The organism is Chitinophaga sp. CC14 (genome assembly GCF_048957795.1).
Taxonomy (GTDB): domain Bacteria; phylum Bacteroidota; class Bacteroidia; order Chitinophagales; family Chitinophagaceae; genus Chitinophaga; species Chitinophaga ginsengisegetis.
In genome coordinates, this window is sequence record NZ_JARBFY010000005.1 from 2,051,191 (window position 1) to 2,071,024 (window position 19,834).

At 46.3% G+C, this 19,834-nt stretch carries 16 protein-coding genes; 5 read left to right on the plus strand and 11 right to left on the minus strand.

Annotated elements, in window-relative coordinates; all coding sequences use genetic code 11:
• The first annotated feature begins 15 nt into the window (after positions 1 to 15).
• Entirely contained in the window at positions 16 to 963 is a 948-nt protein-coding gene (locus PV783_RS27760; protein ID WP_420990381.1) for a 1-aminocyclopropane-1-carboxylate deaminase/D-cysteine desulfhydrase, read from the plus strand.
• A gap of 67 nt (positions 964 to 1,030) precedes the next feature.
• Complete coding sequence (locus PV783_RS27765) at positions 1,031 to 1,762, plus strand: hypothetical protein (RefSeq protein ID WP_079470496.1); 732 nt, start codon at positions 1,031 to 1,033, stop codon at positions 1,760 to 1,762.
• A gap of 2 nt (positions 1,763 to 1,764) precedes the next feature.
• On the opposite strand, the gene lipB is transcribed toward PV783_RS27765, so the two are convergent.
• Entirely contained in the window at positions 1,765 to 2,529 is a 765-nt protein-coding gene (gene lipB, locus PV783_RS27770) for a lipoyl(octanoyl) transferase LipB (protein WP_339545901.1), read from the minus strand.
• A gap of 58 nt (positions 2,530 to 2,587) precedes the next feature.
• Between lipB and PV783_RS27775 the strand changes: the two genes are divergently transcribed.
• Both PV783_RS27775 and PV783_RS27780 read left to right on the plus strand, forming a co-directional pair.
• Positions 2,588 to 3,661 (plus strand): RluA family pseudouridine synthase, encoded by a 1,074-nt coding sequence (locus tag PV783_RS27775; protein ID WP_420990382.1) that lies wholly within the window; start codon positions 2,588 to 2,590, stop codon positions 3,659 to 3,661.
• Between the two features lie 123 nt (positions 3,662 to 3,784).
• Positions 3,785 to 5,455: a gliding motility-associated C-terminal domain-containing protein gene (locus PV783_RS27780; protein WP_420990383.1), complete on the plus strand. Its 1,671-nt coding sequence runs from the start codon at positions 3,785 to 3,787 to the stop codon at positions 5,453 to 5,455.
• A 3-nt stretch (positions 5,456 to 5,458) separates the two neighbouring features.
• Here the strand turns inward: PV783_RS27780 and PV783_RS27785 are convergent, their stop codons facing one another.
• The 8 genes from PV783_RS27785 to PV783_RS27820 all read right to left on the minus strand — a co-directional run bounded on the left by PV783_RS27785 (position 5,459) and on the right by PV783_RS27820 (position 11,443).
• Entirely contained in the window at positions 5,459 to 6,409 is a 951-nt protein-coding gene (locus tag PV783_RS27785) for a hypothetical protein (RefSeq protein ID WP_111577739.1), read from the minus strand.
• Between the two features lie 132 nt (positions 6,410 to 6,541).
• Positions 6,542 to 7,081, minus strand: coding sequence for an anti-sigma factor (locus PV783_RS27790; RefSeq protein WP_420990384.1), 540 nt, complete (start codon positions 7,079 to 7,081; stop codon positions 6,542 to 6,544).
• A 269-nt stretch (positions 7,082 to 7,350) separates the two neighbouring features.
• Positions 7,351 to 8,220 (minus strand): anti-sigma factor domain-containing protein, encoded by an 870-nt coding sequence (locus PV783_RS27795; RefSeq protein WP_420990385.1) that lies wholly within the window; start codon positions 8,218 to 8,220, stop codon positions 7,351 to 7,353.
• A 66-nt stretch (positions 8,221 to 8,286) separates the two neighbouring features.
• Positions 8,287 to 8,790: an RNA polymerase sigma factor gene (locus PV783_RS27800; RefSeq protein ID WP_079470502.1), complete on the minus strand. Its 504-nt coding sequence runs from the start codon at positions 8,788 to 8,790 to the stop codon at positions 8,287 to 8,289.
• 119 nt (positions 8,791 to 8,909) lie between these two features.
• Positions 8,910 to 9,488, minus strand: a complete 579-nt coding sequence (gene def / locus PV783_RS27805; RefSeq protein WP_420990386.1) for a peptide deformylase — start codon at positions 9,486 to 9,488, stop codon at positions 8,910 to 8,912.
• A 102-nt stretch (positions 9,489 to 9,590) separates the two neighbouring features.
• On the minus strand, positions 9,591 to 10,004 hold the full coding sequence (ruvX, locus tag PV783_RS27810) for a Holliday junction resolvase RuvX (RefSeq protein ID WP_079470504.1): 414 nt from the start codon (positions 10,002 to 10,004) through the stop codon (positions 9,591 to 9,593).
• Positions 10,005 to 10,030: 26 nt separating this feature from the next.
• On the minus strand, positions 10,031 to 10,897 hold the full coding sequence (locus tag PV783_RS27815) for a UbiA-like polyprenyltransferase (protein ID WP_079470505.1): 867 nt from the start codon (positions 10,895 to 10,897) through the stop codon (positions 10,031 to 10,033).
• 12 nt (positions 10,898 to 10,909) lie between these two features.
• The gene (locus PV783_RS27820; RefSeq protein ID WP_235015944.1) at positions 10,910 to 11,443 is read right to left on the minus strand and encodes an RNA methyltransferase; all 534 of its coding nucleotides are present in this window, start codon (positions 11,441 to 11,443) and stop codon (positions 10,910 to 10,912) included.
• A 46-nt stretch (positions 11,444 to 11,489) separates the two neighbouring features.
• Here PV783_RS27820 and mutS point away from each other — a divergent pair, with 46 nt between their 5' ends.
• Positions 11,490 to 14,099, plus strand: a complete 2,610-nt coding sequence (mutS, locus tag PV783_RS27825) for a DNA mismatch repair protein MutS (RefSeq protein ID WP_111577742.1) — start codon at positions 11,490 to 11,492, stop codon at positions 14,097 to 14,099.
• Positions 14,100 to 14,179: 80 nt separating this feature from the next.
• On the opposite strand, the gene PV783_RS27830 is transcribed toward mutS, so the two are convergent.
• On the minus strand, positions 14,180 to 15,763 hold the full coding sequence (locus PV783_RS27830; RefSeq protein ID WP_336386735.1) for a SusD/RagB family nutrient-binding outer membrane lipoprotein: 1,584 nt from the start codon (positions 15,761 to 15,763) through the stop codon (positions 14,180 to 14,182).
• Between the two features lie 38 nt (positions 15,764 to 15,801).
• Positions 15,802 to 19,086, minus strand: coding sequence for a SusC/RagA family TonB-linked outer membrane protein (locus PV783_RS27835; RefSeq protein WP_336386734.1), 3,285 nt, complete (start codon positions 19,084 to 19,086; stop codon positions 15,802 to 15,804).
• Positions 19,087 to 19,834: the final 748 nt, after the last annotated feature.

Consider the following 19,834-nt stretch of genomic DNA (forward strand, 5'->3'; position numbering starts at 1 on the left):
TTTATATTTGGGGAGATGAGAGCTGCCGTATGCTTTCATCTCCCTGATCTTTTTATCGCCTTATCACTTAACCGCTGCATGCTTTCTTATAACAACATTACCCTCGAATCTTTTCAAACCACCTGGCTGCCGGAGCATATCCACGCTGCCATGCTGCGTTTGGATAAAATTCACCCGGAGGTATCAGGCAACAAGTGGTTTAAGCTGAAATACAACATCGCGGCGGCTAAGGCCAATAACAACACCGGCATCCTTACCTATGGCGGTGCCTACTCCAATCATATTGCAGCCACTGCGCTGGCCTGTAAGGAAGCGGCTTTGCCCTGCACAGGTATTATCCGGGGGGAAGAACATAACGGCCAGTTGAATCATACGCTTCAAACCGCGGAAAACAATGGCATGAAGCTCGTTTTCGTTAGCCGGGAGGATTATCGCAATGATAAAGGCGGCGAAACTGTATATCCCGGTTATCATGTTGTTCCTGAAGGCGGTCACAACGCCCTGGGCGCCAAAGGCTGTGAAGAGATCCTTTCCATCTTCCCCACAACAAACTATACACATATCCTCTGTGCAGTAGGCACAGGCACTACGCTTGCGGGCCTCATCAACAGTGCCGCACCACATCAGCAGGTAATTGGCATTCCTGTGCTGAAAGGCGCACAGTACCTTGAAAAAGAAGTTACTGATCTATTGCATCCCGATAATACCACCCGCTGGCAGTTATTATACGAACACCACGGTGGAGGCTATGCAAAGAAATCACCGGCACTTATAGATTTTATCAATACTATTTACAAAGAAACAGGCATCCCGACAGATATTATTTACACCGGCAAACTGGTAATGGCCTTTCGTGATCTGGTCCAGCAGGGCTACTTTCCGGCCAACAGCAACATATTGCTGATACACAGCGGTGGCCTCCAGGGCAATCTTTCCCTCCCTCCCGGCGTTCTATCCTTTTAAAAACTGTTCATTATATTTGAACGGTAGTGTATTTTTGCCAACTTTAAGAGCTCACGGAATAATCAGTATGAAGCAGATTGTGCGTATAACATTTGTTATTGGAATTTTTTTATTGACCGGATTTGCAGGAAAGGCTCAGACACAGGAGTTTGTGCCACCTGTACTGCCTAATTTTACCGCTTCTATTAAAACCGGTAGAATACAACTGGACTGGATCTCCGGCTTCACACAGGTAAAAGAAATTGGTGTACAGCGCTCGCTCGACAGCGTGCTGAACTTTAATACCATTGGTTACGCCAGCTATCCTACTCAAACAAGGAATGCCTATCTCGATAATAAACCGTTACCGGGCAGCAACTACTACCGCCTCTTTATCTTATTCACCAACGGACGCTTCATGTACAGCAAAACCATACTGGCCTTGTCCGACAGCACTATCCGCGCGGATCAGAAATTACAGTATGCCGATATCATGGATGCTTCAAGAGGACTGAGAGGCAAAGAACAGGAAAACAGGGAGCCGGAAAGAGCCTCCTGGCATCCCTCCAACTACATCTACACTACCGCCGATGGTAATATCAACATAAAACTGCCGGATGCTCCACAAAAGAAATACTCCGTTAAGTTTTATGAAGCCAACGGCACCTTCCTTTTTGATATAGACCAGGTAAAAGGCCCTTCCCTCATTTTAGAGAAAGCCATTTTCATGCATGCCGGGTGGTTCAACTTCGAAATATTCGAGGATGGGAAATTAAAGGAGAAATGGAACCTGTTTATTCCACTGAACTATAAAATGTAACACTACACCATTTCAGCGTTGAACACTTCGCCGAAATGTTTGCTCAGCTTAGCTTTTACTTCTTCCAGGCTTACCGGCTTTCCCACTTCTTTATCGAGTGAGGCTACCTGCTTGTCGGCAATGCCACAGGCGATGATGTTATTGAAGTAATCCATAAGGGTATTCACATTCAGGGCGAAACCATGCATGGTTACCCAGCGGCTGCAACGTACGCCCATTGCGCATATTTTACGGGCCTTCGTTTTATCGTGCGGATCCAGCCATACGCCGGTTTCCCCGGAAGAACGGTCGCCGGTTACGCCATACTCCGCCAATGTACGAATGATCACCTCTTCCAGGCAGCGCAGGTATTTGCCGATATCTGTAAAGAAATTTTCGAGATCCAGGATAGGATAACCCACCACCTGGCCGGGACCATGAAAGGTAATATCTCCGCCACGGTTGGTAGGCACAAAGCCTATCCCCTGCTCCTGCAGCTCCTGTTGGGAGATCAGCAGGTTTTCCATATGACCGCTTTTACCAATGGTATACACGGGAGGATGTTCGCAAAACAACAGGTAGTTGGTAGTAGCCTTTGGCAACTGATCGGCCACCCTGGTTTTCAACTGCACATTTTCCTTCAGCAACTGCTCCTGGTAATCCCAGGCAGCCTGGTAGTCTATCACGCCGAGGTCTTTTACTACAATCTTCTGCTTTACTTTATCCATGATCATATTGGTCTTTTTCAGCTGCGCAAAGGTACGCCAAATCGCTGTGATACGGAACATTTGCCCACAGGGCTGCTAAACTGCCAACTAAGCTTTACCTTTGCAAAAAATTATATTGATGGCTGAAGAATTGCTGGAACTGGAAGATGAGCTGGAAAACGGGGATGGCAGCGAGGAATTATATGAAAAGATTAATATGGTGGTCGACAAAGGTCAGGACCCTATCCGTATTGATAAATTCCTTACTAACCGCATAGAAGGCGCCACCCGCAATAAGATCCAACAGGCCCTGGATGGTGAACTGGTATTGGTGAACGATAAACCCGTGAAGGCCAATTACAAGATCCGGCCGCTGGACAGGATCGTTGTGTTTTCCAACCGGAACCCGGAAAATACCGATATCATTCCACAAGAGCTACCGCTGAATATTGTATTTGAAGACGACGATATTATGATCATCGACAAACCCGCCGGCCTGGTAGTACATCCCGGCTGCGGCAACCGCGATGGTACACTGGTAAACGGCCTCTCATGGTACCTGGGCGATAAAACCCAGGCTACAGAGCCGGAAATCCCCCGCTTTGGGCTGGTACACCGCATCGATAAAAATACCAGCGGGTTGCTGGTCATCGCCAAATCCGAAAAGGCGATGAACGACCTGGCCAAGCAATTCTTTGATCACACCGTACATCGCCGCTACATTGCGCTGGTGTGGGGCGATTTTGAGGAAGACGAAGGCACGGTGGTAGCCCACGTAGGCCGCCATCAACGCTTACGTAAAATCATGGACGCATATCCCGACGGTGAATACGGCAAAGAAGCTATTACCCATTACCGGGTACTGGAAAGGTTTAATTATGTAACCATGATTGAATGCCGCCTCGAAACCGGCCGCACCCACCAGATCCGCGTACACATGCAGCATATCGGCCACTCCCTGTTTAATGATGAAACCTACGGTGGTAACCGCATCGTTAAAGGAACCGTATATACGAAGTACAAACAGTTTGTGGAAAACTGCTTTAATATCATGCCCCGTCATGCCCTGCATGCACAACAGCTGGGCTTTATACATCCCCGCACCCGCGAGCAGATGTACTTTGAAAGCAACTTACCTTCCGACTTTACTTCTGTGCTGGAAAAATGGAAAAGATACATCGCGGCCAGGCCACTGAAAGAGGATGAAGAATAACTTACACCCGGTTTTAGCGGGGAATTGTCTCCGCTAAAATCATCTTCTCACAAAAATCATATTTATTATTATAAATATTCTACATGTTTAGGTTATCTTAGCGGCAATTACCCATGTCATTGCATGAGAGACCAAATATCTGTTTTCTGTCGATTCGTATTCCTTATGCCGGTTTTACTGGTGTGCTGCCTGTTTAGTAACAAAGCCGGCGCCCAGAATACCCCTTTCGCTGTATCCTCTACCTGTGTAAACGATACCTCTTTTTTCCTGATCATCAATCCCGCCGGTATTGACTCTGTAAAATGGTTTTTTAATGATCCCCCTTCGGGAGATAAAGATTCTTCCAGGAGCATGCGGGCGTATCATATTTATACCAGTACCGATACCTATACCGATACCCTCATCGCCTGGCGCAACGGTGTTCCGGATACCACCATACAACCCGTTACCATCGTTACACCCGTGATCTTCGACCTCGGTGACCAGGACATCACCCTGTGTGAAGGCGGTACCATGACTTTGCAGGCGCCCATCATTCCCGGCGCTACATACCTGTGGCAGGACAGCTCTACCAACAGCAGCATCCTCGTGGATACTTCCGCAACCTATAAAGTAAAAATAAACGGCTGCCCGAACCCCGACTCGGTGAATGTTTTTTATACACCCATCCCAGAAATTGATCTCGGCAAAGACCTCATATTATGCACCGGCGAACATATTGCGCTGGATGCTACCGCGCAAAACTGCACCTATCTCTGGAGTACCGGTAATACAGAACCTACGCAGGATGTTTATACCTCCGGTACTTATCACGTAGACGTATATCCGAAAGGATGCCCCACTGTGTCGGACGATATTACCATTACTTTCACCGGTGCCCCATATCCTTTTTCACTGGGACCGGATACCCTGCTGTGTCCCGGGGAAACGATCCGCGTGGCACCGGCCATCCCGGAGGCCACCAAATGGGAATGGAGTACCGGCGCTACTACGCCATCGGTAACCATCCGCAACACCACTAACCTGTGGGCGCTGGTGGAAATCAACAACACCTGCAGCGTGGTAGATACCATCTTCATCAATTATAACCGGTTAAAAAAACTGGATCTCGGCAACGATACCAGCATCTGTAAAGGCAACTTCCTGGTGCTTACCGCCGATTTCGGCAACGGACAATATCTCTGGCAGGATGGCTCCGACCAGGCCACTTACTATGTAACCAAGCCCGGCTTCTATTATGTGCATGCACAAATAGGCCGCTGCGAATCGATGGACAGCATCTCCGTAAAATTTGAAGATACCCTGCGGGTAAACCTAGGCCCGGATACGCTGCTCTGCAGGAATGAAGTATACCAGCTGCGCGCCACCGGCGCTGGTGGCGGCACTTACAAGTGGCAGGACAGTACCAGCACACCCATGTACACCGTTACCAGGCCCGGGTTTTATGCCATGGTGGCTACCAATAGCTGCGGAACATCTGTTGACTCAGTAGAAGTAAAATATCATGATTGCGAATGCCAGCTATACTTCCCCACAGCCTTTTCTCCCAATGGAGACGGAAGAAATGATTATTTCCGGCCGGTATACCGGTGTCCCATATACGATTATACGCTCAGCATCTACAACCGCTGGGGAGAACGGATTTTCTATACTACCGATCCGCAGGTGGGCTGGAATGGCCGTGTGAACGGTACTTTAGCAGATATTGCCACTTATGTGTGGATAGTGGATTATAAAGAAGTGATCACCCGGTTTGCCGTGCATAAAACCGGCACCATTACTTTGGTGAACTAACGGTTACTGCGCCCCCGTAAAATTCAGGAACTTAGCGGCAAACACGGCTGTCTCCCTTTTTTTGAAGGGTACATTCCAGGTGCCGTTATAGGTAACCAGCGCGGGTATCAGGAGGCCATTATATTTGGTCATCTGCACATTCATCTTCACATTAAAATCAAACAACATCGTTTTGTAAGACAGGGCATATTTACGGCCAACGATCTCAAAGTTCTCTTTATTAAACCAGGTGATCAGCTCGTCGATTACCACGTCTGCCCTGTCGATGCGGCTCAGGCCGGGCTTTGTTCTGGCAGTAAATACATAGCAGGAGGTGCCGTCCACATAGTTTTCGGCGGTGATGGAAAAATCGTAGTACCGCATTACCTCGCTGTTGAAGATGGCTACTTTGGGCCCTACGATGGGCACACCACGGATAGGTTTCCCGGGGTTAAAGATCAGTTGTTTCAGCTGCGCCTTATGCCTGGCGAGGCTGCCGCTGGAGCGGTCGGGATCTTCGCCTGATTCATCGGTACACACGGTGCCTTTGGTAAAGAAGAGGTTAGCGTATAATTCGGCCGTATAATAATTATAATTTCCTTTGCGGGTATAGAAGTCGCCGGTTACTTTTTCGTTAGAAACCTGCATGGTGCGGCATTTCCCTTTCATTTCCTGGTGGGTTTGATTATACAGGGAAGCCTGTACCTGTGCTTTTTTGCCAAGTACCTGGATATCGTTGATGGCATCAAAGCCTACGATATGCAGGTTTTTGAATGCGCGGTAAAAGGTGGTGTCATCTTCCACCCTTTTAATAAAGCTGTTAACGTCGAAGCCTATACGCTTTGCGGCTACAATAACTTCATCCAGGTTAACCGTCATTCCTTTATAGCGGGCTGTGTCCTGAGCGTTGAGTTGCAAACATTGTAACAGGCTGAGGGCAATGGTTCCGGCTATACTTTTCCAAAAATGTGACATAGCTGCAATTTAGTAAAAAAGAGCAAAGTGGATGCCAGGCAAATACTAAAAACAGAAAGCCGTTGCAAGTATCACTTGCAACAGCTTTCTGTTTTTCTTTAAAAAGAGATAGAGAAGAACTATCTCTTTTTATCAACCGGGGATTTTTCCGGCCACATACATTTGTTCCATAGTAGGCTGCAGCGCACCACCTTTTTTCTCCAGTGTAACAGCAAACATTTGTGCTTTGCCGGTTACTTTCATTTTCTGGAGGAGGCTGGCTGTATCACCCATTTCGAACACGCCCATATCAACCGGTTTGCCATCTACGATAGCCCAGAGCTGATACTGTTTGTCGGCAGTTGGTTCTGGCAGTTTGTTAACTTTCAGATACACTTCCTGACTTTGCGGGTTCCAGAATACAGTAGCTAATGCTTCAGGGAACGCTTTGGTACCTGGCATCGGCACTTTCAGAACTTTAGGATCCTGGAGAATATCCAGAGATTCCTGCATTTGTTTGGTCTTGGACAAAATGGAGTTCTGTGATACGAGTAAAGACTGGTATTTGTCTTTGTACTCCTTGAATTCCTTGTACCGGTTAAAGTACACATAATTCAGAATAAGACTTCCTACCAGCAGCACGGCGGCGACGGTGGCAAGCCATTTCCAGGATAGGTTTTTAGTTTCTTGCATGGATACTACTTTTGGTTGTTGCAGGTCTTGATCGGGTACAGGTTAACCCTCCTGCAAATTGGTTTCATTATTGAATTGTGTGAATAAACGTGTTTTTGGATATAGTTTAGGTACTTAAATACTAACGGATTTCACAACACGACAAAACGGAACATGATCACGCCTTCTGCTTTCACGGATATTTTTCTATAATAGTTATTTCTCTTTGAAAATGGTTAATCGGGGCGCCGGTAAAGGCGATATACTCATTATGATAAACAAATCCGGCGTTAGTTTGCCAGTTTTGCCGACATGCATACCTGGTCCATACTTGGGTCGGGGCTGCCGCCTTTCTTTTCAAGCGTAATGGCGAAGCCCTGTGCAACCACTACTGCTTTCATTTGTTGTAACAGTTGTGAGGCATCGGCGCCGGTGAGAAAAACACCTGCATCCACCAGCTTCTTATTCACAATGGCCCATAGCTGGAATTGCTTACCGGCCGGAGGTACAGGCATCAGTTGCGCCTGGAGGTATACGGCCTGTGTTTTTGCATTCCATCCTACAGATACCAGGTTGCCTGCATATTTGCCGCCACCGGGGATTTTTGTCCATTTAAAATCGGGATTATTCAGGGGATCCACATCTGTCACCACATTGCCGGGCGTTTCCTTTAAACTGGTCAACGCCTGCTGTTCCTTATCTGCTTCCAGTTTTTCTTTGGTGGCTATCAGCGACTGGTAGCGGCTTTTATAATCAGTAGATTTCCGGAAGAAAAAGAAATTCATGAACACACTGCCCAGCAACAAGACTACGATGGCGGCGGTCAGGTACTTCCAGATCCGGTCATTTGATTTTTTGGCCACCGGCAGCTGTTTTACCGGGGTTTCCCTGGCTGGTTGCTGCGTTTGTTTTTTCTGTTTTCCGTTCAGGGGTGTGGGGATTGGCGCACGCAGTTCATCCGGCAGCAGGTCGTTTCCTTCCTGCGTGTTTTCCTGACGGATAATTTCCACCAGCCGTTCCTTGATGCCGTGAGGAGGTGCTATTGCATACAGCTGCACAAAACGCTCCTTGTCGTGCTGCAATGAATCCACTGCAGCTTTAACGTCGGGGTATTGAGATACGGCCGTTTCTACCTCACCTTGTTCTGCTTCCGGTAACATACCGAATACATAGCTTTCAAGGATTCCGGATGATATGTATCGTTGTACATCCACTATTTCTTATAATTACAATTGTTTTAACAGTGTTCTCAATTGTATGATAGCATTGCGCATGCGGGTTTTCACGGTGCCCAATGGTATTTCAAGGGACCTGGCTATTTCTTCCTGGGTATGTCCCTTGAAGTAAGCCATGTCTATAATAATTCGTTGATCTTTTTGAAGCTTTTCAATCACTTTGGTTAAACCAAGATGGTCCACAGATAAGTGTACCGCCAGCTGTGGTTCATACATCAGTGCAACACTGTTTACATCCTGTACGCGCTGTTCCAGTTTATGATTTTTTGAGCGAAGACTGTCGATTGCTGTGTTGCGGGTAATATTCAGCATCCAGGTAAATAACCTGCCTTTGGAGGCATCATAGCGGTCAATATTCCGCCAGATCTTTACAAATACTTCCTGTAGTACATCTCCCGCTGCGGCTTCTTCTCCTACTACTTTCAGGGCTACGCCATATAAAGCAGGTGAATAATGATCATACAAATAAGTGAATATCTTTTCATCCCTGGCCATAAGGCCCTGAATCAATTCAACTTCAGTGTATGTTAAGGTAGCTCCCAAGTTTGAGGATATGGATGTTATACTTTATGATACCAAAATAACAGGTTTTCTTTACATTACAAAATTATTTCCTATTTAGGGAAAGTCATCTTGTAATCTACTCTTATTTTGCCTTTGGTAATGTCTTCGAGCTTACTTTTCAACATTCTGCGCTTTAATGGCTTCAGGTGATCGATGAATAAAACACCGTCGATGTGATCATACTCATGGAGGATTACCCGGGCAGTCACACCCGTGAATGTTCTTTCATGCGGGATAAAGTTCTCGTCCACATAGCTCAGGGTAACCGTTTCCGCCCTGTTTACATCTTCCCGTACCTTCGGAATACTCAAACATCCTTCATTATATGCCCAGTCTTTCCCGCCGGTTTCCACGATATGCGCGTTGATAAACACTCCTTTCACGCCTTCATCTCCGGGATAATCGTTCTTTTCGTCTTCTTCCAGGTTATGAATAATCTGCTCACTGTCTACCACAAACAGCCGGATCGCCTTATTTACCTGCGGGGCGGCAATGCCCACGCCGTTGGAACCATACATGGTTTCCCACATATTGGCAATCAATTCCTTCAGGTTAGGATATTCAGGAGTGATGTCTTCTGCTACTTTTCTCAATACCGGGTGACCGTAAGCTACAATTGGCAAAATCATGTTCAAATACTTGGTTTAATCCGCAAAGATAGACAATTTCGGAGTTAAGCGGATGTTGTCTTGCCCCCGATTAGCCTGATTAAGCTGATTTTTTATATGTTATTATATTTTATTACGGAGATATTCCTGCAGTATGATAGTGGCACTGATCTCATCAACGAGGGCCTTATTCCGGCGGTCCATTTTCTTCAGACCGCTGTCGATCATCGTCTGGAAAGCCATTTTGGAGGTAAAACGCTCGTCCACCGTTACAACAGGGATATCCGGGAAATTCTTTTTGATGATACGGATACACTCCGTAACCAGTGCAGTAGCATCTGTTGCGTTGCCATCCAGCCCTTTGGGTTCCCCTATTACAATCGTTTCCACCTGTTCGGCGGCGAAGTATTTTTTCAGGAAAGGGATCAGGTCATGCGTGGCAACGGTGGTAAGCCCGGTGGCAATCATCTGTAAAGGGTCTGTTACGGCCAGTCCCGTTCTCTTTTTTCCGTAATCTATTGCCATCAGGCGGGCCATATCGTATCTTTTAGCAGGGTGTTGGGTTAATGAAAAACGAGCATATCCGTGATCGCAAAAACAGCGAACACCACGCTCGCAATCCCGTTGGTAGTCATAAACATAATATTGATCTTACTGAGATCATCGGGTTTTACCAGCAAATGCTGCGAAACCAGCATCACCACAAAAACAGCGGCTCCTATCCAGTAGATCCAGTGAAAATTGCCGGTTAAGCCGATAGTTACTACCAGCGCCGCGGCTATCACATGGAGTAATTCAGAAAAACGCAGGGCGCCGGAAAGTCCCAACCACGCCGGGATGGAATTCAGCTGCTGTGATTTATCAAAGTCCTCGTCCTGCAGGGAGTAAATAATGTCAAAACCGGATACCCAGCACAGCACCAGCAAAGATACCAGCACCGGTAACAGCGCAAAACTGGCGGTTACTGCCAGGTAAGCGCCAATCGGCGCCAGCGCCAATCCTACACCCAGCACCAGGTGGCAAAGGGCGGTAAAACGCTTGGTGTAGCTATATCCCAGCACCACCAGCAAGGCTACCGGCGACAGGTAAAAGCACACGGGGTTGATAAACCAGGTGGTGAGAATAAATAATACCACATTGGCTATAATAAAAAACAGGGCATTTTTGGGAGATATGATACCGGCTGGTATTTCCCTTTTAGCCGTACGTGGATTGAGCTTGTCGATATCCACATCCAGCCACCGGTTAAACGCCATCGCCGCACTGCGTGCAAACACCATACACAGCACTACCAGCGCAAATGTAACCCAGTTAAGACCGCCGCCGCCTTTGGTGATAGCCATAAAAAAGCCGGTGAGGGCAAAAGGCATGGCAAAGATCGTGTGACTGAACTTTACCAGCGATAAATACTTGTTGACCGTAGAAATCATATAATTAGTCCTTTAAGCCTTCTTCAATTTTACAAAGATATCCCAAACCACAATACCGGTACTCACAGAAATATTTAAGGAATGCTTCATGCCCAGCTGGGGAATTTCAATACAACCATCCACCAGCTTCATTACTTCCCCGTCTACCCCGCTCACTTCATTCCCAAAAACCAGCGCCAGCGGCTGATCCGCAGGTGGTACAAAACTGTTCAGCATATAACTGTTCACCGCCTGCTCAATGGCCATCACCCGGTACCCGGCTGTTTTCAGCTCCTGTACAGCACTCACCGTGGTATCAAAATACTGCCACTCCACTGTTTCGGTAGCGCCCAACGCCGTTTTATTGATATCGCGGTGCGGCGGCACCGGCGTATAGCCACAAAGAATGATTCCCTGTACAAGGAATGCATCCGCCGTACGGAACACCGACCCCACATTGTGCATGCTGCGTATATTATCCAGTACCAGTACAATAGGCGTTTTATCGGCAGCCTTGAACTCTTCCACCGTTTTACGGCCCAGTTCATCCATGCTTAATTTTCTCATCACCTGCAAAGATAATAGGATGGGATGAGTTTTATATATTTGCGGCATGGCAAAAAGTAAAACGGAAGAAACACCGCTCATGCAGCAACATAAGGCCATCAAGGACAGATACCCTGATGCCGTACTGTTGTTCCGTGTTGGCGATTTTTATGAAACGTTTAATGAGGATGCAGTTATAGCCGCCCGGGTGCTGGGCATTGTTTTAACCAAAAGGGCCAACGGGTCCGCCTCTTATGTTGACCTGGCAGGATTTCCCCACCACTCGTTAGATACTTATCTTCATAAACTGGTAAAAGCAGGTCACCGGGTGGCCGTGTGCGACCAGCTGGAAGATCCTAAAACAGTAAAAGGCATTGTTAAACGCGGCGTCACAGAAATGGTGACACCCGGCGTAGCCATCAACGATAAGCTGCTGGAAAACTCCAGCAACAACTTCCTGGCGGCTGTTCATTTTGGTACAGACACCACCGGCGTATCTTTTCTCGATATTTCCACCGGCGAATTTTTTATTGCAGAAGGCAGTACGGAATATGTGGATAAACTCCTCCAGAGCTTCCGCCCGGCAGAAGTACTGTTCGCCAAACAACAACAGAAAAATTTCAAAGCCACTTTCGGCACCCGTTTCTACACCTATACTATGGATGAGTGGATATTTACCACCACCTATGCGGAAGAAATACTGCTGAAACATTTCCAGACCCATTCCCTGAAAGGATACGGTGTGGAAGGCCTGCCGTCCGCTATTATCGCTGCCGGCGCCACCCTTCACTACCTGAAAGATACCGAGCATCCCAACCTCCAGCATATCACCCGCATGCAGCGCATCAGCCAGGATGACTTCCTCTGGATGGACCGCTTCACCGTGCGCAACCTGGAACTGCTCAACAGCAGCGTGGAAAACGGGCATACCCTCCTGAAAGTACTGGACAATACCGTAACCCCGATGGGCGCACGCCTGCTCAAACGCTGGATGGTATTCCCCCTCCGCGATATCAAAGCCATCAACGAAAGGCTGGATACCGTTGAATACTTTATCAAAGAAACCGATCTCTCCAAGTCACTGGTACATCACCTGAAACAAACCGGCGACCTGGAAAGACTGGTATCCAAAATACCGCTGAAGAAAATAAATCCACGCGAAGTATTACAACTGGCCCGCTCCCTGCAACAGGTACAGGCGGTACAGGCACTCCTGGAAAACAGCAGCAGCGACTACCTCCGGCGGCTAAACGAAAAACTGGACCCCTGCGTTCCTTTACTGGACCGTATTCTTAACGAAATCATGGAAAACCCGCCGGTACTGGTAAACAAAGGCGGCTGCATCAAAGAAGGGGTAAACGCTGAACTGGATGACCTCCGGAACATCGCCAACAAAGGGAAAGACTATCTCCTGCAAATCCAGCAAAAAGAATCAGAAGCCACCGGTATCCCTTCCCTGAAAATAGCTTTCAACAACGTTTTCGGCTATTACCTGGAAGTAACCAACACCCACAAAAACAAAGTGCCCGACCGCTGGATGCGCAAGCAAACACTGGCCAACGCAGAACGCTATATCACTCCCGAACTGAAAGAGTACGAGGAAAAGATTGTAGGAGCAGAAGATAAGATCCAGGTGCTGGAAAGCAAACTGTTCGACGACCTGGTGCAAAGTCTCCAGGCATTTATTAAGCCGGTACAGGAAGATGCACAGGTGTTTGCGCGGATCGACTGCCTCCTGTGTTTTGCACACAACGCCCTGCAATACAAATACCGCCGCCCGAATATCACGGAAGGCTTCGACCTTCTGATCAAAGAAGGCCGTCATCCGGTGATTGAAAGGGGGCTACCTGCGGGTGATACCTACGTTTCCAACGACCTGCAACTCGATAAGGAATCCCAACAGATCATTATTCTTACGGGACCCAACATGTCCGGTAAATCGGCCCTGCTGCGGCAAACGGCGCTCATCACCCTGATGTCGCACATGGGTAGCTTTGTACCTGCCACCAGCGCGGATATTGGTCTTACTGATAAAATATTTACCCGTGTAGGCGCTTCCGATAACCTGAGCGGCGGAGAATCTACCTTTATGGTGGAAATGAACGAAACCGCCAGCATCATCAACAGCATTACAGCGCGCAGCCTCGTAATACTGGATGAAATAGGCCGCGGTACCAGCACTTACGATGGTATCTCCATCGCCTGGAGCATCGTGGAATATCTCCACGACATGACCACACACCGCCCTAAAACGCTGTTTGCCACCCACTATCATGAACTGAATGAACTGGAAAACAAACACGCGCGGGTAAAGAACTTCCATATCACCAACATGGAATCGGGGAACAAAATTATCTTCCTGCGTAAACTGGCGCCCGGCGGAAGTCGCCACAGCTTTGGTATTCACGTGGCCCGCATGGCCGGCATGCCGCCAGAGCTGATCAACAGAGCCAATGAAGTGCTGGCCAATCTCGAAGAAAAACATATCGATGCACCACTGCAGAAAAATATAAAACAGATCAGCACACCGTCTCAGAAGCTACAGCTGAATATATTTGATGCACATAGTGATGTGTTCCAGCAGATCCGGGAGAAACTGGATACCGTGGATATTAACCGGTTAACACCGGTAGAAGCATTGCTGAAGCTGAGTGAGATTAAGAATATGATCGGGTAGGTTGCTGATCATCGTTATTATAATAAAAAAACGTCCCGGAAAGTCCGGGACGTTTTTTTATTATAATTGTTCACTGGTCCTTAACGAACGTCCCAGAAAATTTTGATGTTGGCTTTGTCTTTTGCAGCAACTTTTGCGTAGTTGTCTGGATTGTACACCTGCTCAGTAGAAGGATACAACAAACGCTCAGGCGGAACGGTAGAACCGGAAGTAGATGCCAGTGGGAAAGGCAGCTTCGGATAACCAGTACGTCTTATCTCTGTCCATGCTTCGCCAGCCTGAAGGATAAAGAAGTTCACCCATTTCTGCGTCCAGATTTTTGCCAGTTTCTGCTGGGTGGTGCCTGTATAGGCAATAGCCGGCATAGTCAGGAAGCTATTAACAGCCGAATCAGTAGGCGTTGGTATTACAGGCCAGCTTTGATCCGCACGGTATACCACTGCTTTATTAAGGCCATAATAAAATTCTATCGACTGTTTAAGACCATTCGTATAATCGGTAAGAGGTGATCCTATACCCCATCTTTCACCTGCTTCTGCTTTCAGGAAGCTCACTTCTGAAGCTGTAAAAATAACTCCAGGTACGTTGTAGTTATTGAAGAAAGTTGCAGAGTCGTAAGTAGCATAACCTGCAGCCTCATAAGCAGCGGCAGTACCGTTAGCCGGGAAGCCTTTTAAACCATGTGTAGTACCTTTATCCCAGTATACTTCTGTCCGGGGATCGTCATTCGTTGCCATTACTGTATCCAGGAGGAAAGCAGGAGCAAAAGGACTTCCTGTTAAAGCGCTAAATATATCGCTTTTCAGTGACGGAGGACTCATCTGAATAGTTGCATTTTCCAGGTTGGAGCTGATTAACGGATATTTCACCGGGTTATTCAGCATAGTCGTCACTTCCGTTTTCGCGCTTGCTTCTTTCACAAACGAAGTACGCATTAATAAACGCAAACGCAGTGAGTTGGTATAACGTCTCCAGGCATTCACATCCCCTTTCAGCATAATATCCGCTTTACTTAAGCTGGCTTTGGCTACATTAGAGAGCTGGACTGTTTCAAAATAAGTATTCAGGCTGTTGAGTCCGGAGATCAGCGTATCATAAATAGCAGCTGCATCTTCAAAAGCAGCAGGATCTACATTACGGTCGGGCGTATTCAATGAACCTGCCTGGCCAAAAGGAATATCACCCCAGAGATCCACCATCTGGCTGGTCTGGTCAAATAAAATTACTTTGGCGCAATTCAGGAATACCAGTTGGTCTGCCTGTTCCTCCGGTGTCAGTTTTCCGAAAGTAGTTTGCATTTCCCTGAAGTTAGCCATGATACCAGGTCCAACGTAGTTAAAGTCATTGTCGTCACTTTTGGACCCTGCATAAAAGTCTACCCAGCGGTTTTCAGTGTAAGACAAAGAAGGTACATACATCTTTGTACCTGGCTGTAATGCCGTGGTCTGCGAGAAGCTGGCTGTAGTGGGCAATATAAAAGTGGCATAATCCCAGTACGATGGACGCATACGCTTATTGATGAACATACCGCTGAGCAGTTTGCTCATAGAGCCGGTCTGACTTAACTCCGGGTTAGCGTAATCGTCTGCAATCTGTTTCTTACATGCGCTGAAAGAAGCAACAAGTAAGATAAGAAGTGAAGTGTTTATTAAAAGACGTTTCATTTCAATTTGTTAAGTTCGTTTACAAAATCAGCATACTACTAAAAACGTGCACGCAGGCTGGCGCCTAAACTCCGGGTAGGGCCCACTGTGCCGCCATCAACACCCTGACTCAGCCAGGAAGAACCTACTGCTACTTCCGGATCTAAACCTTTAGGTAAGGTTTTCCAGATATAGAACAGGTTTCTGCCGATCAATGAAAACTGCAGATTCTGCAAATGCAGTTTTTCTATGATGCTTTTTGGCATATTGTAAGTAAGTGTTACCTCACGCAACTTCACGTAGCTGTTTTTAAACACGGCGTTTTCATACAAACCGTTAGTCTGCCAATCGTGCTGGGTAGACCAGTATTGTCCGGCTGTAATTACTTTCTCATTCTTTTTACCATCTTCAGTTACACCTGGCAGGATTACACCATCGTGATGCGCACCATTCGGATTAGCCACCAGGTTACCACTTGCGTAGTCGATTGCATCGTAGGCAAGACCGCCATGTGCTGCATCCCTGTATTGCAGGGTACTGTTAAACATACCGGCACCGATCTGATAGTAGTAAGGAATAGATACCAGGTTACCACCTAAGCGATAATCCAGTGTAAAGTCCAGTGAAAAGTTTTTATAGCTCACGGAGTTGGAGAAACCACCTACTACTTTAGGCATAATGTTGCCGGCATATTCGTACTCGGCAGTGTTGGTAGTGTAAATACCATCTGCATTTACAATCTTATTACCGTTTTCGTCTTTGTTAGCCGGATGTACATAAATATTACCCAGCGGATCGCCTACGTTAGAGCGGATCAGCAGGTAACCACCATCATAGGAAGGCATGGTTAAAGTAGTCTGACCATCTTTCAGTGCAGTAAGTCTGTTTCTATTTACCGCAAAGTTAAAGCGGGTAGTCCAGCGGAAATCTTTATTAGCAATTGGTGTGGCATTAATAGCAGCTTCGTAGCCATAGTTGCTCAGGTCGCCCGCATTCACCAGCTGAGAAGTAGCGCCGGAAGATGCAGGTGTGCTCAGTGTCAGGATCTGGTTCGTGATCTTATTGTTATAATAACTGAAATCTACACCGATCTTATTTTTCAGGAAACGTGCTTCAAAGCCAAACTCCATTTCCCTTTTTCTTTCTGATTCCAGCAGTTCATTACCAAAAGCGGAAGGATTGGATTGCTGGTAGGGAACATTGTTCTTACTCAGCGTAACGGTGTAAGGATTGTATGCAATGTTGGACTGATAAAGATTAGGATGATTACCAACCAGGCCATAAGAAGCCCTGAACTTCGCATAGTCAACAAATGCAGGCAGTTTAGCTACTTCGGAAAGCAGGAAACCGGCGTTCACGGAAGGATAAAAGTATTTGTTATTAGCTACCGGTAAAGTAGAGGTAGACTCATAACGACCTGTTCCTTCCAGGAACAGGAAGCCTTTATAGCTCAGGTTCAACATTCCAAAAGCCGCTACATCTATCTGTTCAGCGCGAACAGAGGTAGCATACAACGGACTTGCAGAGTTATTCAAACTAAACCAGTTTTCATCCACCAGACCATCTTTGGTTTGAGTGAACTGATTTTTATACGTTTGTTTACGGCCGGTAACACCACCTGTAACAGAGAGATCAAAGTCTTTGGCAACTTTAGGATTATATACGAGGATCGCATCTCCGTAAAACACGTTATTGTTACGGGTATTTACATCGTACTGACCAGTATATCCTAACGCAGCCGGTTGTGTGTTATGTTGTTCATCTGCGGTAGTTACGTTGGTGAAATCGCCTCCTACTCTACCTCTGAAACGCAGATTATCCAGGATACCCACATTCAGGGTTGCACTGTTGATAAAGCGGTTCTGGGTTTCATCGTAGTTGTTACGCAGGTTGTTCCACAGGTAATCCATCAGGTTGGTAGCTCTGAAACGATAGGCCATTTTCTCATCCTGATCGTACTGGTTGTTGTTAGCATCCACGTACTTATAACCGTTACTGGTCTGGTATTTATTTAAGAACGTATTCATATCATCAAAGCGGCTAAAGAAACCGTCGAATGAACCGAATATGTTACTCATTACGTTTGCACGGTTATGAACAAAGCTATTATTGTAAGTAGATACGAGATCCACACTTACCCTTTCACTCAGTTTTAATGTACCGTTCAAATTGAAGTTGTTCTTATAGAGATTACTTCCCGGCATGATGCTCTTATAATCCACGCGATTGTAAGAAAAGCGGAAACTACCCTTATCGCTGGCATTTGAGATTGCTACATTGGCTGCAGAGTTGTAACCTGTCTGGAAGAAGTCTTTATAGTTATCTTTCTGTGCAACATATTTACGGGTAGTACCATCCCAGTATTTCACATCACTGCCATCGAATTTAGGGCCGAACTGATTGTAAGCGCGATAATACGGGTGCCTGGAGCCATCGGCATCAGTAACCCAACCTTCAGCATCAGCAATACCATTTACGATATTCGTTTGCGGATCGTACCCGGGACCATATTCGTTCTGATAGTCTGGTTGCGAAGCAATTTTCTCCTGGTTGAAAGTGTAGTTTACATCTACGTTCAGACCGCGGCCTTTAACACCTTTCTTGGTGGTAATAACTACCACACCGTTAGTAGCTTCAGAACCATACAATGCAGAAGCACTCGCACCTTTCAGGATAGTGAGTGTTTCGATGTCTTCCGGATTGATGTCCAGTGCACCATTTCCCTCAATTCTTGAGTTGCTGGTACCAAAGCTTCCGGAAGTAAGATCATTGAAGTTTCTCAACGGTACACCATCTACCACGTACAGCGGCTGTGTACTCAAACCGATAGAGGATACACCCCTTACCTGTACGGAAACAGCGCTGGAAGCGCCACCCGGAGCAGCCACAATTTTCACACCGGCTGCTTTACCATACAAGGCAGAAGCAAAGTTTGTGCTTCCGCTTTCGGTAATTTCTTTTGAACTTACAGTACTCACAGAGTAACCCAGTGCCTTGGCTTCTCTCTTAATACCCATAGCGGTAACCACTACTTCATTCAGATTCTTGTTGTCTTCTTTTAATACAATGTTTACGGTAGACTGTCCATTAACAGCTACTTCCTGGTTGATAAATCCTATGTAGGAAAAAACGAGTGTAGCACCATCTGCTACCTGGATTTTGAAATTTCCATCGGGGCCGGTTGTAGCTCCGTTGGAGGCGTTTTTCTCTTTTACGGTAACACCCGGTAAAGGCGTTCCTTTTGCGTCCTTAACGGTTCCCGCAACAGCTTTCTTATCCTGCGCCCAAGCAGTGATACAGCAGCATAAGAAAAGCAACGTGGTGAGAAGAAGTGATCTTCGCATAGCTTCCTTTTGGTTTAGTGAATTATAACAAGTGAATCAGACACATAAGCAAAAAAGACACGAAAGGTCCCGCTACCATTAACCTGCCTGCATTGCACAGGGGTTCTGATGGTAATCACGTGGTTTCCGTTCTTAAATAATTAAATGGAATTACTCCATTGGCATTAATTGTTATTCTGACACTATAGTAATACTAAAACGTTTTAGCAATACCACATAAAAAAAACCTGTATACCACTCTCACATTTCATTTTCGCTACAAGTTTGGCTGATCAGTCTGAATAATGGTTTCAAACTTAGGGATAATTATGAGAAGTGCAAAGAAGATTTAACAATTTTTTTATTTATCGTTAACAGCTCGTTAAGAAAGAGAAAATAATATTCCATGTGATTAAAATAGCATTAGGTAATCGCCGGAGGCGATTGTCTTTTTCAGGATTATACGGATTGAGCGTGATTAAATTGATCTGATTTTGTTCAGATTTTTTTAACGATAAAGAGAGATAAAAGCAGATGTCCCACTGCTATCATTAAAAATTATTGCTGTCCGGGCTGAAAATAAAAAAGCATAAAAACTGTATTTAAAGCGCTAAATCCATCTATTGGCAATCTCTGCCATATGCCACCCTCATTATAGGATAAGCCGTAGATAAGCCGTATATAACCCGTATTTAAGCCGTAGATAAGTTGTACCTATAGAGATATGGCTTATCCCTGTTTTATCTCCGGGTATAATATAAATACAGGA